The sequence below is a fragment of the Lapidilactobacillus luobeiensis genome (genome assembly GCF_024345205.1).
GTDB lineage: Bacteria > Bacillota > Bacilli > Lactobacillales > Lactobacillaceae > Lapidilactobacillus > Lapidilactobacillus luobeiensis.
In genome coordinates this window covers 1-25,323 of record NZ_BROC01000036.1, presented here as the reverse complement: position 1 = coordinate 25,323, position 25,323 = coordinate 1, and the positions used below count along the sequence as shown (strand labels likewise).

Here is a 25,323-nt window from a genome sequence, read left to right as displayed (position 1 = left end):
TTGAGATTCGCGTACTTTGCGAAGCTCAAAGTGACGCCCACAGCGAGCTCACCCCGAACCACGCAGTGGAAGTTACGACCAAGATACAGGAGTAAAGAACAGCGAGCTCACCCGCCACGCGCAACGCAGACCGCGGCCAAGATGTAGACAATCAACGAGCTCATCGGCCACACACGCAACCAGGCGACGGTTTGATAAAACAAGGTAATTATCGGTAAAAAGGCGTCCTGCCGTGATAAAATGAAATAAGACAATAATGAATCAATGAAATGAGGTATTCGATGGCACAAACAGATTTTTTAACCGCGGAAGTATTAGAGATCTTCCGTAATAACCCCAATCGTAAATATGGTGTTCAAGATATCAATGATATTTTGAAATTAAAAGGTTCAACTTCCTTCAAGCGCGTTGTCAAAGTCTTGGCGACCTTAGAAGGTGAGGGCATTGTTGACGTTAATAATGGTGGCCGTTTCAAACTGAAACCAACTTCGGAAGAAGTTAGTGGTCGTTTTTCCGCCAATGATAAAGGCTTTGGCTTCGTGCGCTTGGAACAAGATCCAGCCAGCAGCGAGCAAGTGCCTGATGTTTTCATCCCTAAATTCAAGACGGCGCACGCGCTACAAGGCGATACCGTCAAGGTTCGGATCGTTAAGGCGGCCAATCCTTGGAATGGCAAAGGTCCTGAAGGTGAGATCCTTGAGATCACCGAACATGGCATGACCCAGTTGGTCGGGGAGTTCACGCCGGCCAGTGACGCGCAGGTGGCGCGGACTGGACTTTTAGGCAGTGTTCGCAGTCATGATAAGAAATTGGCGAACTATCCAGTGATGATCAAGGATACGGGGATCCACCCCCAAGCCGGTGACATGGTCCAAGTTGAGATCACCGAATATCCTAGTGAAGATTACCCCACTCGAATGTTGGGGATCGCCATGCAAACCTTAGGGAACAAAAACGATCCAGGTGTTGATATTTTGTCCTTGGTTTATCAACACGGTCTACGGGTCGATTTTCCGGATGAAGTAATCAAACAATCCGAACAAGTTCCTGATGAATTGTTGCCGCAGGATCGGGTCAATCGGCGCAATATCACAGATCAGATGGTCGTGACTATTGACGGCGATGATTCCAAAGACTTTGATGACGCGGTCACGGCTTGGCGGTTACCTAATGGCAATTACCATTTGGGTGTCCATATCGCTGACGTGAGTTACTATGTTCGTGAAGACACCCCGCTAGATGAAGAGGCCTATGCGCGGGGAACGAGTACTTATTTGACCGATCGGGTGATCCCGATGCTGCCCTTCCGGCTTTCCAACGGGATCTGTTCCTTGAATCCTAACGAGGATCGGCTGGCGTTGACCTGTGACATGGAAATCGATGGTCATGGACAGGTCGTCAATCATGAAATTTATCCTAGCGTGATCCGCTCGAAGGCGCGTTTGACTTATAACAACGTCAATAAGATCGTGACTGATCAGGATCCTAAGTTACGGGAAGAATACGCTAAATTAGTTCCGATGCTAGATTTGATGGCCGAGCTGCACAAAATCCTATTTAAAAAGCGGCATGATCGGGGCGCCATTGATTTTGAAGAAACCGAAGCGTCGATCAAGGTCGATGAAAAAGGTTGGCCGATCGATATTATTTTGCGGGATCGCGGTACTTCTGAACGGATGATCGAATCCTTCATGCTGGCGGCCAATGAAACCGTCGCCGAACATTTCAGTAAGGCGCAAGTACCGTTCCTCTATCGGGTCCACGAAACGCCAGATGGCGAAAAGGTCAAGAACTTCTTCGAATTCGTTTCTGCGTTTGGCATTGTTGGTCATGGCGCGGCGGACGACATCAAGCCGATCGAATTGCAAAAGGCGCTGGCTAAAGTTGCCGGAACACCGGAAGAAATGGTGGTCACCACCATGTTATTGCGGAGTATGAAGCAGGCCCATTATTCGATGGATCAATTGGGCCACTTTGGGATCGGCGCCCAATATTACACCCACTTCACCTCACCAATCCGGCGTTATCCGGACTTGATCGTCCATCGTTTGATCCACAGCTATGCGGCGGTCGGTAAAACTGAAGCCAATAAAGAAAAGTGGCATGAGAAGTTACCAGAGATCGCGACATTCACCTCCGAACAGGAGCGGCGTTCGATCGATACGGAACGTGATGTGGATGACTTGAAGAAGGCACAATACATGATGTCCAAGGTCGGTCAAGAATTCCCAGGTGTGATCGCTTCGGTCACCAAGTTTGGCATGTTCGTTTCCTTAGAGAATACAGTCGAAGGCTTGATCCATATTTCTAACTTGCGTGATGATTACTATGATTATGACGAGAAACAAATGACCTTGACTGGTTCGCGGACTCATAATACGTTCAAGATCGGTCAAGAGATCCAAGTCAAAGTGTTACGGGCCGATCCTGATCAAGGGCAGATCGACTTCATTATCGCGGGGCAAGATACCCCGGCAGATTTTTTGCCAGATAGCGAAAAGCCTAAGACTACTGGGTTCAGCAATAATCGCAATCAAGGGCAACGCTCGAATAATAGCGGCGAACGCCGCAGCGGTAATCAAAATAATCGTGGTGGCAATTCGCGGCGGGCAACGAATAACGGGAATAAGTACGAGCGGCGTCAAGGAAATGGTAATGGTAATAAGTACGAACGACGCGGCAATGGTTCAGGTCAACAGCGTCATTGATCATTATGACGCGCTGATTTTTTTGCAAAGGTGGGGTTCAACTTGGCTAAAATGAAAGAGAAACCACGGAATCAAGTGGCGACTAATCGTAAAGCTTCCCATGATTATAATATTGGCGAGACTTACGAGGCTGGTTTGGTCTTGACTGGGACGGAGATCAAATCGGTCCGCGCCGGAAAAATCAATTTGAAAGATGGCTTCGCCCAGTTGCGGCAAGGTGAGCTCTGGTTGGAAAATGTCCACATCAGCCCTTATGAAGCAGGTAATCAATTCAACCATGATCCCTTGCGCAATCGCAAATTGTTGTTACACAAGCGCGAATTGGCAAAATTGGCTGGGATCGTTAAGGATAAAGGTGTGACCATCGTGCCACTCAAAGTCTATTTGAAGCATGGTTTCGCTAAAGTGCTGATCGGGGTCGCCACCGGGAAACATGAATATGATAAACGGGAAACGATCAAACGGCGGGAACAAGATCGCGAAGTCCAACGTGTTTTGAAAAATCGTTTTTGAATCTTGACCGGTCCAGTCTAGGGCAGGGTATCATAAAAAGAATGAATGAAACGATATTTAGGGTGTTGGCGGCGATTTGGTCGCAGCGGATTCACCAGCAGGCTCAGCTTGCTGGTGTTTTTTTAGTCAGAAAGCGGATTTGCAGGCTGATTCACAACTTTAACGATTAATTAGAAAAATAGTTGAATTTTATTCAGTGAATCATGATATACTGAAATGCAGTTGTTAAAAAAGCAAACGATCACTTTCAAAGTGAATAAATATCGTCAAACAGGGTCTTTTTTTGATTAAGGATCAAACGACTTGGGTCGAACGCGGGGCGTTCTTGACGGTGTAAAGGTTAAGGTGAAATCAATGGCAAAACACGCTCGTCATTATCGAAAAAAAGCTGGAAATAGCGCAGAGACTGCGACTAAGAAAAAGTCTCATCGGGTCTTAAAATGGCTCCTGTTCGTGATCCTGATCATTTTGTTCGCAGGGGCAGCTTATGGCGTTCACATGTATATCCAAGCCAAAACGGCGTTAGATAAGACTTATTCATCGGTCGATAAGAAAGAAGAAACCAAGGCAAGTAAGAAGATCGCCAAACGAGATCCGCTGTCGATCTTGTTATTAGGGACCGATACCGGCGATGAAGGACGGACTGAAGTCAATGGAAATTCCGATACGATCATTGTCGCCACAGTCAATCAGGGAACCAAGAAAACGACCTTGACCAGTATCCCCCGGGACACCTTAGCGGAAATGGTCGGCACGTCGAATTTCAATTTTACGCGGATCAATGCCGCCAACAATATCGGTGGACCTAAAATGGCGTTGAACTCAGTGTCATCATTGCTGAATGTTCCGTTGACTTATTATGTCTCGGTCAACATGACTGGGCTTAAGCAGATCGTTGACGCAGTCGGTGGCATCGATGTGGATGTATCTTTGGAATTTACTTTTAACGCCTCGACCTTCAAGAAAGGTAAAATGCATTTGAATGGGCAACAGGCCCTGGATTACTCACGGATGCGCAAAGAGGACCCTGAAAACGATTATGGCCGGCAAAAACGACAACGTCAAGTGATCACCGCAGTGGTCAAGTCTGCTAGTTCAGTCGGGACTTTGGCGAACTTTCAGGAATTGTTGACGGCGGTCTCGGCTAACATGCAAACCAATTTCACCACAAGTCAAATGATCGATATCTTTAAGAATTACCGCGTGGCTGCTCAGACGATCTCTAGCGATTACGTAAAAGGAGTCAACGCGTGGTCTGGTTCGGCGGCGATCCAAGTTGCTTCGACCACAGAATTGCAAAGGATCTCCGATGCGATCCGAAGTGAATTGGGCTTATCTCAAGAGACATTGAATAATACGGTCACCAAAGAGAATGAACTGAATGCCGCCAGTGGTTTTATTTATGAGAACCCCACGATCGAACAGAACTTTACCGTCTATGATCTTAATTAAGTTAGCAATCGCTTAATCATTTTAGAAAACTTGATCCCGTTGATCATGGCGGATCAAGTTTTTTAGTAGAAAGGAGTAGCGAATGACTGAAAAAATCTACCGGCGATTACTTTTAAAGACCTTGCCCGCTTTGATCTTGCTAGGGCTATTCACGCATTTACGCCAGACTAGCGGTATTGATTGGCGTCCGCAATGGTTCGACTTGTATTTGGTGCTGAGTTATTGTGGCGGCTTACCTTGGCTAAAACTGACTGGCCAACGCTGGTGGCAAAAACGGCATCAGCAAGATGATCCGTCTCAAGTGGCCCAGACGCAGGCGGCTCCGGACTCGGCCACGACCGCTGCATCAGTACCGCCACTCCGAACGACTTGGCTCGATCATCTGTTTATTTTCTGTGGTGAGTTGGCTTTGAATAGTTTGTGGTTGTTGTTGAGCGGCCCTTTTGCGGTGGCCTATTGGTCGTGGCGTTTGCTTAAAATGGGGTTCTCCGCCCGAAACTAGTCGTTTTCGCGCGGTTCTTTTGCGTCTTTCGTTTTGGACAAGTCGCGCCGGTACTGGCACATAAAAACAGTCTGACTGCTCTGGTAGCGTCCTGATTCAACTAAGGTCATAATGGACCCATTGAATCGAGAACGCCACACAGCGGCAGCCAGACTGTTTTTTAAGTGGGGCAGGCAGTTGTAGTTGATCAGTCCGGAAAATCGTAATAAATATCTGTTTCCGGTAACCATGGTTCTGATTTTGTGCGATAAAGCAATTCGGCAAAAAGTTCCGGTTTAAAGCTATGCCAAGGAACAGTCCGCCGCGCGTTGATTTTTTCGGCCAGGGCTAACAGGTCTTCCCGCCGCGCGTGACCACTAGCGCCGAAAGGAACAAGTTGGTAATGCTGCTTGGCCAAAAACGCTTGAAGTTGCGCGAAACGAGGATCGTAGTCGCCTAGAGGTTCACCATTGCTGTGCAAATATGTCCCACCAGAAAATGCCGTTAATCGGTCTAACTGCGTCCAAGTATTATGCAAGATGAAGCGTTGGGGGTCTGCATGGAGCAGTTTTTCGACAGTGGCCCAAGAATAATTGGTCGCATTGGCAAAGGGACTGGGTTCTGCGCTGATCACCGCTAAAGGTGCTGCTGGGGCAAAAGCATGGATGATCTGGGCGTATTCGGGCTCCCAGAGGATCGGTCGTTGCGCTTGACGTGCGGCCTGGTCAAGATCGATCAGGCGTTCCACATTACGGGGATAGGGATTCAAAACCAACAACCCCGTCGTTTCCTGCGCTTTTTCAATCAGAGCCGCAGGTAATTGCCCTTCAGTAAAGGCATGTTCGTGATGGCCATTTTGCACCATTTGTGGTTGATCTGTTACGAAACTGTAAGTAGTCGCTTCGGATAAATAAACATCCAAACTATTTTTGACTTGATCAGACCAAGCGGCAACGCGCTCAGGGTGACGTCCGCTAAGACGAACATCACCTGAGTGAACAAAACGATGGGCGCCAGCTTCGACCAATAACGCCATCGCGCCGATCGTATCATGATCACTAAGGAAGCCGGTGACCTTCAGTTCGCCCACGGTCAGCGGTCGACCTAAAGGCAAGCCATGCAGATTAGCGACTGCTGGCTCAACGCCTTGAGCAATCAAAATCTGATACAGCTTCAAAGCGTCTGGAGAAAGATAGATCGGGATCTGCTGATTTTTTAAGTAACGCAAAGCCCCCATGTGATCCAAATGTAAATGTGAAATAAAAATCGCTTGATGCTGATAACGCGCAGGTCGATCGGGTAATAACAGGTCAGGCAAGTGGGGCAAAGTATGGTCTGCCATGGCTTGGGTCACGGTTTTAGTCCCCATTTCCGCGACCATCCCAAAATCCATGATGACCCGGCTGTCCCCCTTCACAAATTCCACAATATTGCCACCGATCGTTTTGGTACCATTTAAGAAACGTAATGTCGTCATCTGATCCCCTCCATAAGTAACATAACAGTGTAACGCAATCACTACTAAAAAGCGAGGGTTTTATTTTTGGGGTCATTGGCAAATGTCGCGTTTTTTTGGCTAGGTGGCGACCAGTAACGGCGCATCTAAATAAGCCTCGCCGTCTTCTAACAGCGAGGCTTATTCAAGCGTTCTTGATCGGATTTATTTTTGATAGAAAGTGCTGGCGGCTGCCTGAATGATCCCCAATTTGATATGGGCATAAGTCAAGCCACCTTGAAGGTAAAGGGTATAAGGTGGTCGGATCGGACCATCACCGGAGAATTCGATCGTGGAGCCAGAGATAAACGTCCCGGCGGCCATGATGACCTCATCTTCGTAACCGGCCATTTGTTCGGGGATCGGTTCCACATAGGAATCGACGGGGGAACTCTGTTGGATCGCCTTGGCGAATTTGACCATATCAGCCTTATTACCAAAATTGACGGTTTGGATCAAGTCAGTCCGTGGTTCTTGCCATTCTGGAGAAACGCTCAGACCTAGCTCAGCCAACAAGGCAGCTTCAAAGATCGCGCCCTTGATCGCATTACCGACTGTTTGCGGCGCCACGAAAAAGCCCTCGAACATATCCAATAAGTAGCCATAAGTCGCGCCTTCTTCACCACCGATACCTGGCACAGTGAAGCGATAGCTGACCCGGTCAACGAGATCTTTACGACCAACGACATAGCCGCCAGTTTTGGCCAAACCACCGCCACCGTTCTTGATCAGCGAACCGGCCATAATGTCGACACCGACGTCAAGTGGTTCTTGGGTCTCTGAGAATTCACCATAGGCGTTGTCTGCGAAGATCCAAACGTCAGGCTTGATCTCCCGGACAAAGTCGACCATTTCCTTGATTTTAGCGATCGTAAAGGATTTACGGGTCGCATAACCACAGGAACGTTGAATGACGACCAGTTTAGTCTTGGCGGAGATCGCCGCTTTGACGGCAGCCAGATCCACATCACCGTTGTCTTTCAGGGGCACATAATTCGCGGCGATGCCATATTCTTTCGCGCTACCGATCCCATTACCGCTCATTCCCAAGACTTCTTGCAAAGTATCATAGGGCTCACCAGTGATATAAAGGATCTCATCACCAGGGCGCGTCAAGCCTAGTAACGCCGTCCCGATCGCGTGGGTGCCAGAAACAAATTGTGGTCGGACTAAGGCCGCTTCACCGCCAAGGACATCGGCATAGATCGCTTCTAAGGTGTCGCGACCATCATCAAAATTACCATAACCTGTCGTGCCATTCAAATGCGCTTCAGAAACGTGATGCGCTTGAAAGGCATGCAAGACCTTGGCTTGATTATCCAAGATCTGTTCATCTAATTCAGCCAAACGCGGCGCGATTTTTTGGTCAACGCGGGCGACGATGTCTAATAATTTAGGATCGATCGAATCTTTCCAACTCAAAATAAAATTCCTCCTACAACTGATTTATCACCATGACTGCTCGTGGTTCAAAAGATCAGATCCATTAACAGTCTTCCCCTTTAGTATACCGATTTTAGCGCAGATGTGTAGCTTTGATTTGGGGATTTCTGTAATGAAATTAGGGGACCGGACCGCGCAGTTTAAAATCAAGTCCCCAATAAGCCAAAAAAAGGGGGAAATAAAAGTTTTAGCGTAATTTAAAAGGACTGGGAGTATCCCAGTCCTTTAAGGCATCGTTCAATGTTATGTTTTACTTGTTATCTTTGATGATCGTTTCAGTTTGATCTTGTAAGTTGTCTAAAGCTTTCTTGACGTCTTCGTTCTTCGTCAACATCGCATCAACAGCTTCAAGTAACTTGGTCCGATATTCAGAGAAACCTTTGAAGGCAGTTGATTGGAAACCATCAGGTAATGATTCAACGGCAGCCTTGTTATAAGGCTTTTCTTCGAGATATTTCTTGAAATCTGCATCTTTAGTTGCGGATTCCCGGAGTGGCACATAACCAGTTGAACGCGCCCATTTAGCTGTTTCTTCCGTTGACATCAGGAATTTCATGAAAGCCCAAGCGCCTTTCTTTTGATCAGCGCTAGCGCTCTTGAACATGACGATATCGTTACCAGCGATCTCCGTCGCTTTTTTGCCATTGTATTCTGGTAATGGCATCGTGCCCCAGTTCAAGGTCTTCGGTGCCTGTGCGACCATTTGCGTTACACCAGCAGAAGAACCCGCATAGAAGGCTGATTTGCCCTGAGTAAAGGCTTGGGTCCAGTACATGTCTTCGCCAGCAGTTTTAGCAGTGCCAGCTTTGACCATATCCATAATGAAGTTAGCGGCTTTCAACGTATCCGTGGTATTTAAGTTTGCCTTAGGTCCCTTAGCAACTAAAGGATTACCAGCTTGACGCGCTAAACCTTCAAATTCCATATCCCATGACTTATCAAAGCCCATGCCGTAGATCTTATCACCTTTCAGTGTTTCACCGGCCTTGGCGATGTCATCCCAAGTCTTAGGCTTAGCGATATTGTATTTGTCCAAAATGTCCTGATTGTAGTAAAGTACGCGGACAGATTTACTGAATGGAATAGAATAGTACTTACCATCATATTTAGAGCTTGAGAGGAATGAAGAATAAATATCCTTTAAATCAGAATCAGATAATTTGTTATCACCTTTCAACATATAGTTGTCAAGAGGTTCGATAAGACCGTTCTCTGTGTAATCAGGCACAGTCGTATAAGTTGTCTGTGAGATTACTGGCAGTGTGTTCGACTTAGCAGAAGCCATGATCTTTTGTTGCAGTTGAGTGTAGCCCCCTTGTGAGGTACCAACGACTTTGTAATCAGATTGCGACTTGTTGAAGTCGGAGATGATCTCATTCAAAGCCTTTTGGTAAGGGCCGTTCATTCCGTGCCAAAAAGTGATTTTGACCGGTGTTTTCGACTTGGTACTGGACTCAGTTGAACCTGAATCCTTTGACTGGCTGCCACATGCGGCCAATCCCAAAACTAAACCCAAAGAAGCGACTGCGAGTAGTGCACGTTGCCAACTTTTTTTCTTCATTACTTAAAACCTACCCTTTCAATCCAGTTTTTGAGATGCCTGCAATAATGTACTTTTGAAGGAAAATGTACAGAATCACCATAGGTAAAATGACGAACGTCGATGCTGCCATCAGCAGCGCGTAATTAGTCCCCGCATCGGTGGTAAAGGCCTGTAACCCAACAGGCAAGGTGCGGAGATTCTCAGTGTTGGTCACGATCAATGGCCACATGAAGGCGTTCCATGAACCGATCACTTGTAAAACAGTGACGGCCGTGATCGTCGACTTGGAGATCGGAACCAGCACGTGCCAGAGAAAATGCCAATCGCTGGCGCCGTCGATCTTGGCGGCGTAATACAATTGATCCGGCACAGATTGGAAATTTTGCTTTAAGGTGAAAACGGTGAAGAAACTGGCTAGCCAGGGGACGATCAAGGCCCAATAAGTATCGATCATATGGAACTTCGACAAAGTGACGAAGTTAGGGATGATCAACATTTCCCCTGGTACCATCATCGTGCCTAAGAAGATCACGAAGATGATATTTTTGCCATAGAAATTTAATCGTGAAAAGGCGAAAGCGGCTAAGATACTAGTGAATAGTTGGCCGGCGGTCGTGATCGTCGTGACCAAAACACTATTCAAGAAATAACGAGCAAAAGGTGCGGCCTTGAAGGCTTCGACATAATTGGCCCATTGTAATTGCTTAGGGATCCAGATCGGTGGGATCTTAACCGTTTCTGGTTGTGTTTTTAAGGATGTTGAGACCATCCAAAGGAAGGGCATCAACATGATGATCGCGCCGAGGACTAAGATCACATAGCGCAGAACCATGGCGACTTTAACTTTCATTGTTTACTTGACCTCCCTTTAATAATGGACATGTTTCTTGCTGTACCACATTTGGATCAAGGTCACCAGCAAGATCATGAAGAACAGGACAACGCCACTAGCGGCGGCGATCCCATATTTCCACTCAGTATAGAATTTTTGATAGAGGTAGTAAACGATCGTCAGCGCTGACTTACTTGGACCAGGAGTCCCGTTGAAGAGGGCGAAGATCTGATCGAAGACTTTGAAACTGCCGATCACCCCGTTAACACTAACGAGGAACGTGATCGGGGAAAGTAAGGGCACCGTCACGTTGGTAAATTGATGCCAAGCGTTAGCGCCATCGATCTCCGCGGCTTGATAGTAGCGCTCGTTGATATTGTTCAAACCAACGAGGAATAAAACGATATTGAAGCCAAGACTCTTCCAAATACTCATGATGATCAAGGCCAACATGGCATATTTGGGACTTTCTAACCAAGCAATCGGACTGACGCCGAAAAGACCTAGAAAGTAATTCAACAACCCATAGTCACTGTTATAGATCCAATGCCAAACTTGGGCGATCGCCACGGTACTGGTAACGAATGGTAAAAAATAAACCGTTCGGAACAGGCCACTGAGCCATTTGATCTTATTCAAGAGCAGGGCGACCACTAAGGAGATGATGACGGTCAAGGGAACGACCCCCACGACGAAGATCAGCGTGTTTTTGACCGCTAAAAGAAAATCAGGATCGTGGAAAATATAAGTGAAATTGCTCCAACCCCATTGTTGGACGATATCTTTAAAGAAATCGTACTTGGTATAGAAGCTCATAATAAATGATTTCAGGATCGGATAGATATTGAAGATGATCGTAATGACCAGCATCGGCAGCAGATAGAGGAGTGCTTTACCAGTTGACTTTAAAGTGGGCTTCTCATTCAACATCTTGTTCACCACCAAAAATGCGCTGGCCGGCCTCATCGAATAAATAGAATCCCGATTTTTGCAGGTAAAGCGTCAGATCCTGATGATTCTCAAGCCGACCCTGGATCTCGGTACTGAGCAATTCATTGCCATTATAGTCAACTAAGGCATTCTTTTCACGCCCGTATTTTTCAAAAGCTTTGACTTGGGTCGTGATCTGTGCCAGCGTTCCCGTATCGATCGGGTGATCTTGCAAAGCTTCGGGACGGATCCCCACGGTTTGGGTCTTCGCTAAGATCGCCGCGGGCACCGCGCCATCTAGGTCGTGACCGAAGGCAGTGATCGGTAAGGTGTTGATCACTGGTTCGCCAATGAATTTCGCCACGAAGAGATTACTTGGATTGTCATAAAGTGTTTCGGCGGAACTGAATTGTTGGATATCACCTAGATTCAGCACCATGATATGGTCGGAGATGTGGAGCGCTTCGTCTTGATCATGAGTGACGAAGATCGTTGTGACCCCAGTTTCTTGTTGGATCCGGCGGATCTCTTGGCGCATCTCGATCCGCAAACGCGCGTCCAGGTTGGAAAGCGGTTCGTCCAACAATAAGAGACTAGGTTCCTTGGCTAAAGCGCGGGCGATGGCGACCCGTTGTTGCTGCCCACCAGACAACGCACCGGGCTTCTTATCCAACTGGTCATCAACATGAACGAGTTTTGCCAGTTTCAAGGCCTTTTCGCGGCGTTCTTCTTTCTTGACCTTGGCCATTTTTAATGGAAACATGATGTTTTCAAGGACCGTCAGATGTGGATATAAAGCGTAGTTCTGAAAAACCATCCCCACCTTACGTGCTAACGCGTCTTGCTTAGTGACATCTTGATCACCAAAGAAAATCTGACCCTTTGTTGGCGCCAGTAAACCAGAGATCAACATCAATGTTGTTGATTTACCGCAGCCGCTTGGTCCCAATATTGAAACCAAGGTCCCCTCAGGAATCGTGAAGTTCAAATGATGCAAAATTTCTCGTGTCCCATCATAGGACAGCGAGACATCTTTGAAGGTAACTTCCAACAGTTTCGCCCCTTTAGAAAATTGTTTTGACCACAAGATAACAGATTAGTCTAGATTTATATTACAACATTTTGTGGGTAAAGTCTTGAGTGTTTTGCGAATTAGACAAGTTTTTTGAATAGAAAAGTTGGCAAAATGTTTCTAATCTTGTACTCATTATTAGGTGATTGCCGCTCCGCACCAAATAAGTTAACATTAGATAGCGGTTACATTTGGATAAATATATTCATTAGACAAGGATGATTTCATTTCAGTAGGTGATTTTAAAATGACACAGTTGATCAGAGAAGCTGTTTGCGGAACCGTTAAAGAAGATTTATCCCAACATCATTTGACCCGATATACGGCCAGTGAATTGATTGCGCGGACCCAGATCGCCCGTTCGACCTTTTACCAATATTTCGATGGGGGCCTGCGTGATGTTTTTTTAAGTACGATCCAACAGGATATCCTTAGGCCGATCATGCACGAGGAAATGGCTTGGGAACAAGCGGTTGATTTCGTGCTTGACTATGTGCGCCATAATCAGACGTTCGTTGATAATCTTTATGAATTAGGTTCAGGGCCGGCCAAGATCTGCTGGCTTCGCCAAGCCTTGGTCGAAGCGATCTGGCCGCAGTATCGGGCCCGGTTGGCTGATCAGCAGATCTTGCGTTGTTGGCACCAACTCAATCTACTTTGTGGGGCGCTCGTCAGTGAATTACAATGTTGGACTTGTAGCGGTCATCAGGAAGATTGGCACCAAGTACGGACACGTTTGTTGAGTTTTGAGGTCGCTATTGATCGTTGATCACCGAAAAGCGAACAATAATGAAAAAGTGTCTGTTGAATTGTGCAAAGTTTCGCATTATGCTGGAATCATCACGCTGGCCAGACTTGCCGAAGAGCAGATCCTAGTCGAAACGTTAGGGGAGTTCTCACTTTGAACAAGGGGTAAAGGTGAAATATACCCAAGCACTTTCTGACAAAGTTTGCTACAATGGGTTGTGCAGTTTTTTTAAACTGATCTTATAGATAAGTTGAGGTGATGGAAATGATTCGTCCCGCAGTATTAACTGATGCGCCACAAGCAATGCCGATTTTGATGCAGATCATCCATGATATGGAGATCCCGATCGTTCAGGAGATCGGCGAGACAAAAACTGAGGCGCTTTTTGAAGCGGCTTTTGCTGCGCCAGATTATCGTTATGGCTATCGGCAAATGTTGGTCTATGTCGATGATGCGACGCAAAATGTTTTAGGCATCTGTGTGGGTTATCCCGCGGCGAAAGAAGCGACCATCGATGCGGCCTTACAACCTTATTTGGCCCAATTTGATCTGCCCAGTGAACTGCGGTTGTTTACCGATGTCGAAGCGCGACCAGGGGAATGGTACTTGGATTCATTAGCCGTGGCGCCGGCAGCCCAAGGTCAGGGGATCGGCGGCCAGCTTCTTGATTTTCTCCCGGCTTGGCTGAAAGAACAGGGCGAGACAGTGATCAGTCTCAATGTAGATCTAGGCAATCCTAAGGCTAAGCAGCTTTATTCTCACCACGGTTTCAAGAAAACTGGCGAAATCATGATCGGCGCTCACCGTTATGAACATTTGCAACGCGCGCTGAACTAAGTGGGCGCGACGATGAGCGATCAAAGCAGGATCAAGTTACCTAGACGGGTGACTTGGTCCTGTTTTTGTTTAAGCGGCGGATTTTTGATGTCACTAGCTAGAAATAAAGTTGCGCGAGTTTTCTTGCCGTCAGCGCTTTCTTTCAGCTGGGAATACGCTTATACTTAAAACGTTATTGGGCTTTTTTGTGAGTCAACTTAAAGGAGGAATTAGATGTATACTGCGAATGAACAGCGTTATGCCACGATGCCTTATAATCGTGTCGGAGATTCTGGCCTGAAATTACCGGCGATCTCCTTGGGCTTGTGGCATAACTTTGGTGATGTCGATCGGATCGAGAATCAAAAAGAAATCATTTTTGGTGCTTTTGATCGAGGAATCACCCACTTTGATCTTGCTAATAATTATGGCCCCCCGGCTGGTTCGGCGGAACGGAATTTTGGCCGGATCTTGCGCGAGGATCTGCACGCTTACCGTGATGAAATGATCATTTCTAGTAAGGCTGGTTATTATATGTGGCCAGGTCCTTACGGTGAATGGGGTTCAAAGAAAAATATCATCGCCAGTTGTGATCAAAGCTTGCGTCGCTTAGGAATCGATTATTTGGATATTTTCTACCATCATCGGCCAGATCCCAAGACGCCTTTATTGGAAACTGCGCAGGCGTTAGATTTACTTGTGCGGCAGGGCAAAGCGTTGTATATCGGCGTATCGAATTATTCCGCTGAACAGACCCGAGCGATCGCTCAGATCTTCAAAGAATTGGGAACACCGTTCATTATTCATCAACCGCAATATAACATGTTCAATCGCTCGATCGAACAGGGGTTGACCGATGTTTTAGCCGCTGAACATTTAGGCGCGATCACGTTTAGTCCTTTAGCGCAAGGATTATTGACCGATCGCTATTTGAACGGGATCCCTGCTGACTCGCGGGCAGCGCGGTCCTCTAGTCCGTTTTTGCATCCGGACAACGTAGAAGCAACGATCAAAACTGTTCGTCAGTTGCACCAGATCGCCGTAACTCGGGGTCAATCGTTAGCGGAAATGGCCTTAGCTTGGAATTTACGGCAACCAACAGTTACCAGTGTCCTCGTCGGTGCTTCGCGATTAAGCCAACTTGAGGATAGTCTGAAGGCGTTGGATCACTTAGACTTTAGCGCCGCAGAATTGCACCAGATCGATCAGACTTTGGCGCAAGCGCAATAGCTGTGAGTTTGGTCCGCGATCAAAGCGTTAAAAAGCGTTAGTTAAAAGAAGCAATCGAAAAAATACTAGGATGGTCAAACAATGACGCGATGGCGAGGAAAATTAGGATTATTAGGTTATGGCCTGATTTTGAGTGGCTTGATCGGCGCGTTGGGCTTTGTCTATCTATTGGTAGTGGAACAAGCGATCGCGCTGGTCTGGCATCATTTGCCAACACGATTGGATTGGCGGAGCATCGTGATCCTTTTGATTGTGGCTTTAGGAACAGTCTTGGTGGGATCAGGTCATCGTTATTGGGGCGCGGAGTTGCCCCTGACCGCGGAACAGGCGTTGACGACCCTCCGGACGACCCAGCGACTTGACTATCGTCATGTCGGTCAAAATCTTTTGTTGGCGGTCGCCGTATTGGTATTTGGTGCTGGCGTCGGCCCCGAGGCAGGCCTTTTAAGTACGACGATTGCTTTATCCGTTTGGCAAGCCGATAAAATGCGATATTATTTCTTCAAATATGACCAGTTGGCGCAAATGACAATTGGCCAGCGGTGGCGTTGCTTGTTCAAACCCAGTGATTATTTGCTGCCTTATGATCAGCACCGAGCTGAGCAATTAGGCCGCCAAAACAGTAAGAAACTTTTGATCAGCATTTTTGTGCTGAATGGGATCGTTGCCTTTGTATTGTTAATGCGGCTTGCCGGGCTGCCATCTTTTGTGACCAAAATGGGCCCCACGAATTGGCAGTGGTCAGATTGGTCGCTGTTCCTACCGTTGATGGTTGCTGGCGGCGGCTTGGGCACAGGCTACCGTTGGTTGAGCCGCCGATTTCCACGGTGGTTTGACTTTTGGTCAACGCGCCCAGTTGCCAAAGCGGCCTTAGGTGGTCTGGCGATCTTTGGCGTTGGTTTGTGGGCGCCGCAACTTTTGTTTTCCGGACAAAGCGCCTTGGCCCTAGAACCAGTCCTTGGCGCTCGTTGGTCGGCGGGGCACCTTGAGTTAGTTGTGTGCTTGAAATTGTTGCTACTTCTAGTTTGCCTGAACACAGGTTGGCGCGGTGGGGATATTTTTCCGATCGTTTTTGCCGCGATCACCCAAGGCTTTGTTTTCGCGCAATTGCTGCCGCGATTTGACACCTTGTTTGTCGTTGGTGTCACCGCAGTCAGTTTGGTCGTGACGATTTTTCACGCGCCTTGGTTTGGCGGTCTGTTCGTCGCTTTGTTTTTCCCCAGCCGATTATGGCCAGTCTTACTGGTGACAATGGCGAGTTTTTGGTTGTTTCAAAAATGGCAAAAACGGCGATCTAACACTGCCAGGAAAGCGTAAGTGTTTCAAAAACGCTCAGTGGGCTGGACCAGTCGATTTTCAGAGCGCTAGGGTGTCAAATCATGTTATGTGCACTAAAAAACCACCGCCCGATAAAATTAAAAGGGCGATGGTTTTTTAGTTGCGGTAGGACCACAAAGCAATGGTCAGGTCAACGATCAATTGGTCGCGATATTCATAAAAGGATCGGTCAAATGATGGGGTTTACGCTGTGACCATAAGACCCATTGATTTAAAGTCGCGGCGACCAGAAAAACGTCCGCCTGATCTTGCTTAGGCGTGATCGTTAGTTTGAGTCCGTCGAGATTTTTTTTGGTGATGGTCGGTTCAGTACTGAAGATCTGCCGCACGCCGTGAGTCACTTGATAAGTATTGTTGGCAACTGAACCGAGGATCGTCCAATTCAATCCAGAGACAAAAGCGAATTGATGCCAGACACCGCCCAAACGATTCATTTGTCCGATTTCACGACCATTTTTTTCGATTCGAAAAGTGGTGAGATGGCGATTACGTAACTGGGTGACACTGCCAACATATTGACCGGCGATGGTCAATAGCTGTAGGCCACTTTGATTAAAACCGAAACGACCGGTAATGATCATGAGCGGATGATAATCGCGGTCAAAAATAAATTGACTGTTGATCCCGCCGATCGTTTGATTGAGTAAATAATAGGTCGTCATCAACTCAGACCCCTGCTAGTCATGATGTTCGTGAGTCAAGGCCCAATTGATCGCGGCGGCCACGCCATCATTGAGATTGGTCGCGGTCGTAAAGGTAGCGATCTCTTTGATCGCTGGCAAGGCGTTGCCCATCGCCACGCCGACCCCGGCAGCTTCGATCATCGAATAGTCATTGAGATTGTCGCCGATCGCCATCACTTGAGCGGCGCTGACCCCTTTTTGACGGGCATAATCCAGTAGTGCCGACCCCTTCTGCGCTTTGATACTATTGATCTCAATGTTATTTGGCGAAGACGAGGTGATCACTAATTCTTGACTGCTTTGATATTTTTCACGGATCGTAGTGAAAGCGTCTGGCCCCGCTTCGGAGAAAACAATGATCTTCATGATCTCGATAGTTGGGTCATCCAAAAGCTCTTGATAATCATCAACGTAATTGATATTAACGATCTCCAAACGCGCGGCGGCCAAGGCGACCGCGATCTTGTAAGTGGTATCAGGATTTAAATTGACCAGTAGATCCGCCACATGCTGGATCCGCCGAACTTTACTTTCTGAAAAAATACCACGATCAGTCACGAGTTCAAAATAAAATTGTCGAGCTTTGAGGAGCGCCACCACTTCTTGAGCTAAATTTTTCGGCAAAGGTTCGTTTACGACCAAGTCACCAGCCGTATTAAAAACCTGAGCGCCATTCAGGGTGATATAAGCAGGATGGAGCCCGCTCCGTTGGAGGATCGGCTTGGCTTCGCTCAAACCGCGCCCGGTCGCGACCATAAATTCGATTCCGGCTTCTTGGGCCTTCTGGATCGCTGCGACTGTTTTGGGTGAGATCTCCATGTGATCATTCAACAAAGTACCGTCCATGTCTGATGCAATGATTGAAATCAAAAAATCACCTTCTTATAGAGTTAGTTTTAGTGTAGCATAGAGTTGTTAAATATAGTATGAAATGAGTTGAATAATCCATGAAGCAATTGATCCCTAATGATTGGCAGGCGATCTTGGCACCAGTCTTCGCCTCGCCAGAGTATGCGCAGTTGCATCAGTTTTTGCGTCAAGAATATCAAAACCAAACGATCTACCCGGACATGTATCACATTTTTCAGGCTTTTGACTGGACGCCCTTTGCCCAAACAAAAGTGGTGATCTTAGGTCAGGACCCTTATCACGAGCCCGGTCAGGCGCATGGCTTAAGCTTTTCCGTGCGACCGGGGACACAGATCCCCCCTTCGCTACAAAATATTTATAAAGAATTGGCCAGTGATGTTGGTGCCCAACCAGTGACGCATGGTTATTTGAAGGCTTGGGCCGATCAAGGGGTACTCCTATTGAACTCGGTTTTGACCGTGCGCGCTCATCAGGCATATTCCCATCGAGGCCGTGGTTGGGAAATGTTGACAGATCGGGCGATCGCAGCCTTGTCGCAGCGTGGTGGCGTTGTTTTTATCCTTTGGGGTGCCGCAGCCCGTGCCAAGCGTGAACTGATCGATGAGACCAAAAATACGGTTTTGACCTCAGCGCATCCTAGTCCATTGTCTGCTTATCGGGGCTTTTTTGGCTCGAAGCCCTTTTCACGCGCAAACCAGGCGTTGGTACAGTATGGTGAAACACCGATCGCTTGGCAATTGCCTCAAGATCCCGGCACAGATCGCGCTGATAAAAAATCATGATAAAGCTTGAATTGGGCTAGGCGAAATGGAAAAAACGCGGTAGAATAAGAGCTGTATGTAAAAACGCTTTCTCACGGAGGGAATTATTCATGGATTTATTCGAGAGTTTGAAACAGAAAATCAATGGGAAAAATGTCAAGATCGTTTTCCCAGAGGGAGTCGAGCCACGGATCATCGGGGCGGCCGTTCGCTTGAAAGCAGATCAGATCTTAGACCCTGTTCTATTAGGACCAGTTGATCGGATCAAAGATGTTGCCGCAAATAATGGCTTTAATGTTAGCAATTTGACTTTGATCGACCCTAACAACTATCCGGAAAATGACTTTGAGACCATGGTCGCGGCCTTTGTCGAACGACGCAAAGGCAAGGCGACTAAAGAACAGGCAGAAGCGATCCTGCGTGATGGTAATTATTTTGGGACCATGTTAGTCTATTTAGGTGAAGTCGAAGGGATGGTTTCTGGGATCGTCCATTCAACTGGTGAAACAGTTCGTCCGGCCTTACAGGTCATCAAGACAAAGCCCGGTGTTTCGCGGACTTCTGGGGCTTTCATCATGCAACGTGGTCGTGACCAAGAACGTTATCTGTTCTCTGATTGCGCGATCAATATTGATCCTAGTGCTCAAGAATTGGCGGAGATCGCGGTCCAATCTGCAAAAACTGCGGAATTGTTTGACATCGATCCTAAAGTTTCCATGCTGAGTTTCTCAACAAAGGGATCAGCGAAATCTCCACAGGTCGACAAAGTGGCTGAAGCTACGAAGATCGCGCAAGAGTTGGCGCCTGAATATGTGATCGATGGCGAATTACAATTTGACGCTTCTTATGTACCTTCAGTAGGCGCGCAAAAAGCACCAGGCTCACCTGTCGCCGGACAAGCGACTGTTTATGTTTTCCCTGAATTACAATCTGGCAATATTGGTTACAAGATCGCCCAACGCCTAGGTCATTTCGAAGCGATCGGACCGATCCTGCAAGGCTTGAACAAACCCGTTTCTGATCTATCACGGGGCGCTAATGAAGAAGACGTCTACAAATTGGCGATCATTACCGCCGCGCAATCTTTACAGTAAACGGCGATTCTATTAATAAAGGAAGATCGATTTTGCAATTTCAAACCAAAAACGCCGTGGCGACCATGGCGATCGGCCGACTTTTTGGCCAGCAAGTAGTGGCTGGCGATGTCTTACTGTTGAATGGAGATCTGGGCGCTGGCAAAACAACGTTTACCCAAGGTCTAGCATCAGCTTTAGGCATTAAGCGCGCCGTAAAAAGCCCGACGTTCACGATCATTCGCGAATATCGAACGGGGCGGATACCGTTGTTTCATATGGATCTTTATCGTTTGGAGCACAGTTCAGCGGCTGATCTCGGTCTGGAGGAATATTTTGGTGGTCAAGGTGTTTGTGTCGTGGAGTGGCCGCAATTTGGTGGCGATGAGTTGCCCAGCGATCATTTGAGTGTTCAGATCGAACGGGTCGAAAATGATGATCAGCGCCGGCGCTTCACGTTGACGGCGACAGGTCCACAAGCTAACGCGTTACTAGCGCGGTTGCGGCCAGAGTTAGCGTTGGCTCATGAGTGATGCCTTGGAAGTCACGTTGCGGCCGGCGCTCCCCACTGATGAGGGTCCCTTACGCGAGTTTTGGCAACAGGAAGTCAGTCCTTGCGATCTCTTACTTAGTGATGATAGCGTCCTACGATTAAGCGCGTCGGCGTTGGCGGATCAATTAGGCGCTTTGTATGAGTCGCCCAATAATTTATTACTGTTGGCTTTGGCAGGACCAACCGAAGTGATCGGTTATTTACGGATCGCCGCAGGTAGTGAACCAGCGATCCGCCATGTCGGGGAATTAGGTTTAGTTGTGGCAACGGCATATCGCCGCCAAGGATTAGGCCGGGCTTTGATGGCCACTGCTTTGGATTGGGCTCAGGAGACGGGGCTGTTATCGCGATTGCAGTTGGAAGTACAACAACGCAATCAGGCGGCGCAGCAGTTATACCGCGAGTTCGGTTTTCAGCTCGAAGGTCATTTGCGCGCCAGCTATCGCAGCACTTCCGGCAAACTGATCGACACCTTGCTGATGGCAAAATTGCTTTAAGAAATGAAAAAAAGAGTTGTTTGCGGCCCAGCGCCAACAAACAACTCTTTTTTAGTAGGATCTAAATAAACCGCTCAGCAATCGCCAATAATCAAATATAGCCAAACTCTGACTCAGACCCCAGCCCATTCTAGGTAGAGAAATGTTTCAGGTCAGGCAACAGTGACCATTTTGCGCAATAACGCGGGGCCGAATTGGTGCGCCTCAGCCAAAAGGATCTGGGCGCAAGCGTAGCTATCGGCTAAGGCGTGGTGATGGTTGACCAGATCAAGCTGTAAATAGTCAGCCACTGTGTTCAATTTATGATTAGGTAGTTCAGGATAGAAGCGCCGGCTGGTCTTGACCGTATCCAAAGTTAAAAAGTGAGGGGCTTCGATCTGGTAATGGGCCAAAGTCGCCTGTAAGACTTTGACGTCAAATCTCGCGTTATGAGCGACCACCAGTTGATCGATGGAGAACAGTGGGGCGATATGAGGCCAAACAGTGGCGAAATCAGGCGCGCCGGCTACCATTTTCGCAGTCAAACCATTGACTTTCGTGTTCCAATAACTGAATTCAGCCTGAGGATCGATCAAAGTGTAGAAACGATTGACGATCTGGTCATTACGCACGACCACTAAAGCCAGCGAGCAGGCGCTTTCCGGTCGGGGGTTAGCTGTTTCAAAATCAATTGCTGTAAAATTCATTTTGTACCTTCGATCCCGAGATCATCAGTGACCAATTCGACTGGGCAGTGGTCTGAACCATAAACATCCGTCAGGATCCGCGCATCTTGTAAATGCGGGATGAGGTCCTGGGACGTGACAAAATAATCGATCCGCCAACCGGCGTTGTTGTCGCGGGCGTGGAATCGATAGCTCCACCACGAATAGATCCCGGTTTGTTCTGGATAAAAATGGCGGAAGGTGTCAGTGAAACCAGCGGCCAAAAGGGTACTGAAACTCTGCCGTTCTTCATCAGAAAAGCCAGCGTTATGGTGATTTGTTTTGGGATTTTTCAAGTCGATCTCTTGATGAGCGACATTTAGGTCGCCACAAAAGATCACACTTTTCTTCGTCGCCAAATCGCTGACATACTGCCGAAACGCTCGATCCCAACTTAACCGATAGTCCAAACGCTTCAACTCGGCTTGAGAATTAGGGGTGTAACAAGTGACCAAATAAAAGTTAGGATACTCCAAGGTGATCGCGCGGCCTTCTTGATCATGTTCAGTTAAACCAAGTCCATATTGAACACTGAGGGGTTGATGTTTCGTGAAGATCGCGGTCCCTGAATAGCCTTTTCGTTGGGCGTAATCAAAGTATTGTTGATAGCCGGGAAGCGCCAAGTCTACTTGGCCCGCCTGCATTTTTGTTTCTTGTAGACAGAAAAAATCGGCGTCAAGTTCTTTGAAAGTCGTTAGGAAATCCTTTTTCAAAACAGCACGCAAGCCGTTAACATTCCAAGAAATAAATTTCATTTTCCGATAACTCCCTGCTGGATTTTTTTGATTGGTCGCAAGTGCTGGTGATCCGCCACTTTTAGTTGACCGATCACTGGCATCAGCAAGCACCAATACTTTCTCTAGTTTACCAAATTTTTGTGCTCAGCGCTGGGAAAAGGACCAAATTCCTCGATTGCCGGTGAAGACCAAATCAGTTGTTGCCGCAGGACCAGGCCACAAAAGCGGACGGACTCAGAACGGGCTTGACTAGGTCGGTCCGCTTGGACTGATGATAGCTATTTAACTTATTTTTTGGTAAGATATCGATGGGGATCGAGCCCTAAAATGCTGGTGGTCCCATTCAAGACCAGCGTTTGCGCGCAAGCTAGTCATTGACCTGATCCGTGCTTTGACTGTTGTCTCGTTGTCGGTCGATGCACCGCAAAAAAAGTATGGCAAGATCAGGGCTCATCATTCTAAATCAAACAAAGGATTCGATCATTAATGTTAAATTCATTGTTCTCTGACTTAAATATTCCTATGCAAGTAGATGCAGCCATGTCCAATTATACGTTTACCCGCACCGGCGGCCCGGCGGATCTACTGGCTTTTCCTGAGAACGAGGCGGAAGTTGCGGCCTTAGTTCAACGGGCTTATCAAAATAAGATCCCGGTCACGATCATTGGTAACGCCAGCAATCTGATCATTCGGGATGGTGGCTTGGCCGGGCTGGTGATCTTATTGACCCGGATCGATGATATTCACCATGAAGGCCTGCACTTGGTCGCCAGCGCTGGGGCACCATTGATGGCAGTCGCTGAAGCAGCTTATCACTTTGGCCTGACCGGTTTGGAATTTGCTACAGGGATCCCGGGCAGTGTGGGCGGCGCTGTTTTTATGAACGCGGGCGCTTATCATGGCGAGGTCAGCGATGTCATTAGCGCCATCAACGTCCTTGATCAGCGCGGAAATTTACGACGGATCAGTGGTGCGGACTTACATTTCCGGTATCGTCATAGCATTATCCAAGAACAGCCGCTGACTGTTTTGAACGTGACTTTTGCCTTGCGTCCAGGTGAGCGAAAAAACATTCGCAAAAAAATGGATGAACTCAATGCGGCCCGAGCATCAAAACAGCCGTTAGACCTGCCTTCTTGCGGTAGTGTTTTTACCCGACCGCCAGATCACTTCACGGCGCCATTGATCCAGCAAGCTGGTCTACAAGGTAAAATTATTGGTGGAGCCCAAGTTTCGTTGAAACATGCTGGCTTTATTGTCAATATCGATCACGCAACAGCGACTGATTATTTGCAATTGATTGCCTTGATCCAAAAAACAGTTTGGGATCAATTCCAGGTCCGCTTAGAGACGGAAGTGCGGATCATCGGTCGAGAAAAGCAATCGTCTTAAGTGGCATCCTTTAGATTGGCGCCCCTGGAGCAAGGTTGAGTCATCAATAACACCACTTGGACGAACGTGTTTGTCAAAAATCAGAATAAGAACTTGTTACTAAAAAAAGGAGCCGGGATCGGCTCCTTTTTTGACGCCTATTTTATTTTTGCTCAAGACCGCGGGGCCGGCGACTCCGCAATTTGACCAAGGTCCGTTCATGATGGGCGCTGTGAGGATAGGCGGTCAGCAGTGGTATCAACTCCGCAAGTTGGACCTCCGTAAAGTCGGGTCGTCGCGCCGGCTCAGGCCAAAAGTTGTTTTCAAACAATTGCCATAACTCTTCGCGATCATCGACCGGATAATTGACTGAATCGACCCCGTGCAAAGTGATCCCCCGTAGAATGAAAGGCAGGACCGTGGTAGTAAGTTTGATCCCGCTGGCGTTGCCACTGCTGACAACGTGACCATCCTGCTGGACTTGGGCCAAAATGTCAGCTAAGAAATCACCGCCGAGATTATCGAATACCACGGCAAATTTTTGCCGCGCTAATGGTTTGCGGGGTTCTAAGCGCAAGGTTTCCGGAGCGATGATCGCTGCGGCTCCTTTTTCTTGAAGTTGGGGAGCCAAGTCAGCTTGGCGCGTGACTGCGGTGATGTTGGTATAGCCGAGCTGGGCCAAGATCGCCAGTTGCCAGCCACCAACGCCACCAGTCACACCACTGATCAAGATCGGAGCGTCCTTGACTGCCAGCGCGCGGCTATCGAGGACCTTGGTCAAGCCGATCGCTGCCGTGATCCCGGCCGTACCAATCAACGCGGCATCTTGGACCGTTCTTTTCCCGCCAAGCGGGTGGAGAAAGTCACCTGGCACATCAACGATCTCTTGGTAACCACCATCGATTTGGATCCCGATCTGCCAGCCCGTGCCAACGACCGCATCGCCAACTTGAAAACGATGATCCGAGGATTCGATCACCCAACCGCTAAAGTCGATCCCGGGAACTCGGGGAAAATCACGAACAACGCCGCTGCGAGCCTTCAAAACGAGCGCGTCTTTATAATTGATATCGCTATAAGCCACCTGAACGCGGACAAGGTCAGGACCTAGTGTGTTTACCGGGCGTGTTGTTAACGTTGCGCTAGGTCGCTCATCAACTAAGTCGACCACCAATGCTTTCTTTTGCATAATATCTCCTTCTAAAATGTGTTCGCCGCCCCAGCTTCTTCCGCTTAACTACGTCAGGCTTCTGGAGGCGAAGCCCTGCCTCCAAAATCCTGACTAGGTTAATGCTCAGAAGCTAATCGGGTTGGCTCGCACTCTGCTTCTAAAACGTGTTCGCCGCCCCAGTGCTTTCCGCTTAGCTACGCAATTGTTCCGGAAGCATAATGCGGCTTCCAAAACAATTGCTAGGCTATGCTCAAGCACTACCCGGGGTGGCTCACACTCTGTTTCTAAAACGTGTTCGCCAC

The 25,323-nt window shown here is 47.8% G+C and carries 24 protein-coding genes; 13 read left to right on the top strand and 11 right to left on the bottom strand.

Annotated elements, in window-relative coordinates:
* Positions 1-281: 281 nt before the first annotated feature.
* From rnr to OCU21_RS10330, 4 genes are all read left to right on the top strand, one after another.
* Positions 282-2,708, top strand: a complete 2,427-nt coding sequence (rnr, locus tag OCU21_RS10345) for a ribonuclease R (protein WP_261807327.1) — start codon at positions 282-284, stop codon at positions 2,706-2,708.
* A gap of 51 nt (positions 2,709-2,759) precedes the next feature.
* Complete coding sequence (gene smpB / locus OCU21_RS10340; protein WP_261807328.1) at positions 2,760-3,221, top strand: SsrA-binding protein SmpB; 462 nt, start codon at positions 2,760-2,762, stop codon at positions 3,219-3,221.
* Positions 3,222-3,575: 354 nt separating this feature from the next.
* The gene (locus OCU21_RS10335) at positions 3,576-4,673 is read left to right on the top strand and encodes an LCP family glycopolymer transferase (RefSeq protein WP_261807326.1); all 1,098 of its coding nucleotides are present in this window, start codon (positions 3,576-3,578) and stop codon (positions 4,671-4,673) included.
* 82 nt (positions 4,674-4,755) lie between these two features.
* Complete coding sequence (locus OCU21_RS10330; RefSeq protein ID WP_261807325.1) at positions 4,756-5,175, top strand: hypothetical protein; 420 nt, start codon at positions 4,756-4,758, stop codon at positions 5,173-5,175.
* A 187-nt stretch (positions 5,176-5,362) separates the two neighbouring features.
* On the opposite strand, the gene OCU21_RS10325 is transcribed toward OCU21_RS10330, so the two are convergent.
* From OCU21_RS10325 to OCU21_RS10300, 6 genes are all read right to left on the bottom strand, one after another.
* Positions 5,363-6,631: an MBL fold metallo-hydrolase gene (locus tag OCU21_RS10325; protein ID WP_261807324.1), complete on the bottom strand. Its 1,269-nt coding sequence runs from the start codon at positions 6,629-6,631 to the stop codon at positions 5,363-5,365.
* 183 nt (positions 6,632-6,814) lie between these two features.
* Positions 6,815-8,071: a methionine gamma-lyase family protein gene (locus tag OCU21_RS10320; protein ID WP_261807323.1), complete on the bottom strand. Its 1,257-nt coding sequence runs from the start codon at positions 8,069-8,071 to the stop codon at positions 6,815-6,817.
* Positions 8,072-8,342: 271 nt separating this feature from the next.
* The gene (locus OCU21_RS10315; RefSeq protein ID WP_261807322.1) at positions 8,343-9,653 is read right to left on the bottom strand and encodes an ABC transporter substrate-binding protein; all 1,311 of its coding nucleotides are present in this window, start codon (positions 9,651-9,653) and stop codon (positions 8,343-8,345) included.
* 10 nt (positions 9,654-9,663) lie between these two features.
* On the bottom strand, positions 9,664-10,485 hold the full coding sequence (locus tag OCU21_RS10310; protein ID WP_261807321.1) for a carbohydrate ABC transporter permease: 822 nt from the start codon (positions 10,483-10,485) through the stop codon (positions 9,664-9,666).
* Between the two features lie 18 nt (positions 10,486-10,503).
* Positions 10,504-11,397 carry a carbohydrate ABC transporter permease gene (locus tag OCU21_RS10305; protein ID WP_261807320.1) on the bottom strand — a complete coding sequence of 298 codons (894 nt, stop codon included), beginning with the start codon at positions 11,395-11,397 and terminating at the stop codon, positions 10,504-10,506.
* On the bottom strand, positions 11,387-12,448 hold the full coding sequence (locus OCU21_RS10300) for an ABC transporter ATP-binding protein (RefSeq protein WP_261807319.1): 1,062 nt from the start codon (positions 12,446-12,448) through the stop codon (positions 11,387-11,389). Before OCU21_RS10300 ends, OCU21_RS10305 begins: the two co-directional genes overlap by 11 nt.
* A 268-nt stretch (positions 12,449-12,716) precedes the next feature.
* Between OCU21_RS10300 and OCU21_RS10295 the strand changes: the two genes are divergently transcribed.
* From OCU21_RS10295 to OCU21_RS10280, 4 genes are all read left to right on the top strand, one after another.
* Positions 12,717-13,238: a hypothetical protein gene (locus OCU21_RS10295; RefSeq protein WP_261807318.1), complete on the top strand. Its 522-nt coding sequence runs from the start codon at positions 12,717-12,719 to the stop codon at positions 13,236-13,238.
* A gap of 243 nt (positions 13,239-13,481) precedes the next feature.
* Positions 13,482-14,054 carry a GNAT family N-acetyltransferase gene (locus tag OCU21_RS10290; protein ID WP_261807317.1) on the top strand — a complete coding sequence of 191 codons (573 nt, stop codon included), beginning with the start codon at positions 13,482-13,484 and terminating at the stop codon, positions 14,052-14,054.
* A gap of 213 nt (positions 14,055-14,267) precedes the next feature.
* Entirely contained in the window at positions 14,268-15,263 is a 996-nt protein-coding gene (locus OCU21_RS10285; protein ID WP_261807316.1) for an aldo/keto reductase, read from the top strand.
* An 81-nt stretch (positions 15,264-15,344) separates the two neighbouring features.
* Entirely contained in the window at positions 15,345-16,580 is a 1,236-nt protein-coding gene (locus tag OCU21_RS10280) for a chloride channel protein (RefSeq protein WP_261807315.1), read from the top strand.
* A 158-nt stretch (positions 16,581-16,738) separates the two neighbouring features.
* On the opposite strand, the gene OCU21_RS10275 is transcribed toward OCU21_RS10280, so the two are convergent.
* Positions 16,739-17,263, bottom strand: coding sequence for an LURP-one-related/scramblase family protein (locus OCU21_RS10275; RefSeq protein WP_261807314.1), 525 nt, complete (start codon positions 17,261-17,263; stop codon positions 16,739-16,741).
* A 15-nt stretch (positions 17,264-17,278) separates the two neighbouring features.
* Positions 17,279-18,154: a Cof-type HAD-IIB family hydrolase gene (locus OCU21_RS10270; protein ID WP_261807313.1), complete on the bottom strand. Its 876-nt coding sequence runs from the start codon at positions 18,152-18,154 to the stop codon at positions 17,279-17,281.
* Between the two features lie 77 nt (positions 18,155-18,231).
* Here OCU21_RS10270 and OCU21_RS10265 point away from each other — a divergent pair, with 77 nt between their 5' ends.
* The 4 genes from OCU21_RS10265 (at position 18,232) to OCU21_RS10250 (ending at position 21,038) form a co-directional block, all read left to right on the top strand.
* Positions 18,232-18,936, top strand: a complete 705-nt coding sequence (locus OCU21_RS10265) for a uracil-DNA glycosylase (protein WP_261807312.1) — start codon at positions 18,232-18,234, stop codon at positions 18,934-18,936.
* A gap of 89 nt (positions 18,937-19,025) precedes the next feature.
* Entirely contained in the window at positions 19,026-20,009 is a 984-nt protein-coding gene (gene pta, locus OCU21_RS10260; protein WP_261807311.1) for a phosphate acetyltransferase, read from the top strand.
* 65 nt (positions 20,010-20,074) lie between these two features.
* Positions 20,075-20,521, top strand: a complete 447-nt coding sequence (gene tsaE / locus OCU21_RS10255) for a tRNA (adenosine(37)-N6)-threonylcarbamoyltransferase complex ATPase subunit type 1 TsaE (protein ID WP_373875489.1) — start codon at positions 20,075-20,077, stop codon at positions 20,519-20,521.
* The gene (locus tag OCU21_RS10250; protein ID WP_261807309.1) at positions 20,514-21,038 is read left to right on the top strand and encodes a GNAT family N-acetyltransferase; all 525 of its coding nucleotides are present in this window, start codon (positions 20,514-20,516) and stop codon (positions 21,036-21,038) included. Before tsaE ends, OCU21_RS10250 begins: the two co-directional genes overlap by 8 nt.
* Before the next feature lie 152 nt (positions 21,039-21,190).
* Here the strand turns inward: OCU21_RS10250 and OCU21_RS10245 are convergent, their stop codons facing one another.
* On the bottom strand, positions 21,191-21,724 hold the full coding sequence (locus OCU21_RS10245; RefSeq protein WP_261807308.1) for a 3'-5' exonuclease: 534 nt from the start codon (positions 21,722-21,724) through the stop codon (positions 21,191-21,193).
* Entirely contained in the window at positions 21,721-22,497 is a 777-nt protein-coding gene (locus OCU21_RS10240) for an exodeoxyribonuclease III (RefSeq protein WP_261807307.1), read from the bottom strand. The genes OCU21_RS10245 and OCU21_RS10240 overlap by 4 nt, the downstream gene beginning before the upstream one ends.
* Positions 22,498-22,965: 468 nt before the next feature.
* Here OCU21_RS10240 and murB point away from each other — a divergent pair, with 468 nt between their 5' ends.
* Positions 22,966-23,871: a UDP-N-acetylmuramate dehydrogenase gene (murB, locus tag OCU21_RS10235; RefSeq protein WP_261807306.1), complete on the top strand. Its 906-nt coding sequence runs from the start codon at positions 22,966-22,968 to the stop codon at positions 23,869-23,871.
* Positions 23,872-24,013: 142 nt separating this feature from the next.
* On the opposite strand, the gene OCU21_RS10230 is transcribed toward murB, so the two are convergent.
* Entirely contained in the window at positions 24,014-25,039 is a 1,026-nt protein-coding gene (locus tag OCU21_RS10230; RefSeq protein WP_261807305.1) for an acrylyl-CoA reductase family protein, read from the bottom strand.
* Positions 25,040-25,323 lie beyond the last annotated feature (284 nt).

Excerpts from the sequence above, each read along its gene's own strand:
- rnr (WP_261807327.1), top strand. The coding sequence starts at position 282 with ATGGCACAAACAGATTTTTTAACCGCGGAAGTATTAGAGATCTTCCGT.
- smpB (WP_261807328.1), top strand. The coding sequence starts at position 2,760 with ATGAAAGAGAAACCACGGAATCAAGTGGCGACTAATCGTAAAGCTTCC.
- OCU21_RS10335 (WP_261807326.1), top strand. The coding sequence starts at position 3,576 with ATGGCAAAACACGCTCGTCATTATCGAAAAAAAGCTGGAAATAGCGCA.
- OCU21_RS10330 (WP_261807325.1), top strand. The coding sequence starts at position 4,756 with ATGACTGAAAAAATCTACCGGCGATTACTTTTAAAGACCTTGCCCGCT.
- OCU21_RS10325 (WP_261807324.1), bottom strand. The coding sequence starts at position 6,631 with ATGACGACATTACGTTTCTTAAATGGTACCAAAACGATCGGTGGCAAT.
- OCU21_RS10315 (WP_261807322.1), bottom strand. The coding sequence starts at position 9,653 with ATGAAGAAAAAAAGTTGGCAACGTGCACTACTCGCAGTCGCTTCTTTG.
- OCU21_RS10310 (WP_261807321.1), bottom strand. The coding sequence starts at position 10,485 with ATGAAAGTTAAAGTCGCCATGGTTCTGCGCTATGTGATCTTAGTCCTC.
- OCU21_RS10305 (WP_261807320.1), bottom strand. The coding sequence starts at position 11,397 with ATGTTGAATGAGAAGCCCACTTTAAAGTCAACTGGTAAAGCACTCCTC.
- OCU21_RS10295 (WP_261807318.1), top strand. The coding sequence starts at position 12,717 with ATGACACAGTTGATCAGAGAAGCTGTTTGCGGAACCGTTAAAGAAGAT.
- OCU21_RS10290 (WP_261807317.1), top strand. The coding sequence starts at position 13,482 with ATGATTCGTCCCGCAGTATTAACTGATGCGCCACAAGCAATGCCGATT.
- OCU21_RS10285 (WP_261807316.1), top strand. The coding sequence starts at position 14,268 with ATGTATACTGCGAATGAACAGCGTTATGCCACGATGCCTTATAATCGT.
- OCU21_RS10280 (WP_261807315.1), top strand. The coding sequence starts at position 15,345 with ATGACGCGATGGCGAGGAAAATTAGGATTATTAGGTTATGGCCTGATT.
- OCU21_RS10275 (WP_261807314.1), bottom strand. The coding sequence starts at position 17,263 with ATGACGACCTATTATTTACTCAATCAAACGATCGGCGGGATCAACAGT.
- OCU21_RS10265 (WP_261807312.1), top strand. The coding sequence starts at position 18,232 with ATGAAGCAATTGATCCCTAATGATTGGCAGGCGATCTTGGCACCAGTC.
- pta (WP_261807311.1), top strand. The coding sequence starts at position 19,026 with ATGGATTTATTCGAGAGTTTGAAACAGAAAATCAATGGGAAAAATGTC.
- tsaE (WP_373875489.1), top strand. The coding sequence starts at position 20,075 with ATGGCGATCGGCCGACTTTTTGGCCAGCAAGTAGTGGCTGGCGATGTC.
- OCU21_RS10250 (WP_261807309.1), top strand. The coding sequence starts at position 20,514 with ATGAGTGATGCCTTGGAAGTCACGTTGCGGCCGGCGCTCCCCACTGAT.
- OCU21_RS10245 (WP_261807308.1), bottom strand. The coding sequence starts at position 21,724 with ATGAATTTTACAGCAATTGATTTTGAAACAGCTAACCCCCGACCGGAA.
- OCU21_RS10240 (WP_261807307.1), bottom strand. The coding sequence starts at position 22,497 with ATGAAATTTATTTCTTGGAATGTTAACGGCTTGCGTGCTGTTTTGAAA.
- murB (WP_261807306.1), top strand. The coding sequence starts at position 22,966 with ATGTTAAATTCATTGTTCTCTGACTTAAATATTCCTATGCAAGTAGAT.
- OCU21_RS10230 (WP_261807305.1), bottom strand. The coding sequence starts at position 25,039 with ATGCAAAAGAAAGCATTGGTGGTCGACTTAGTTGATGAGCGACCTAGC.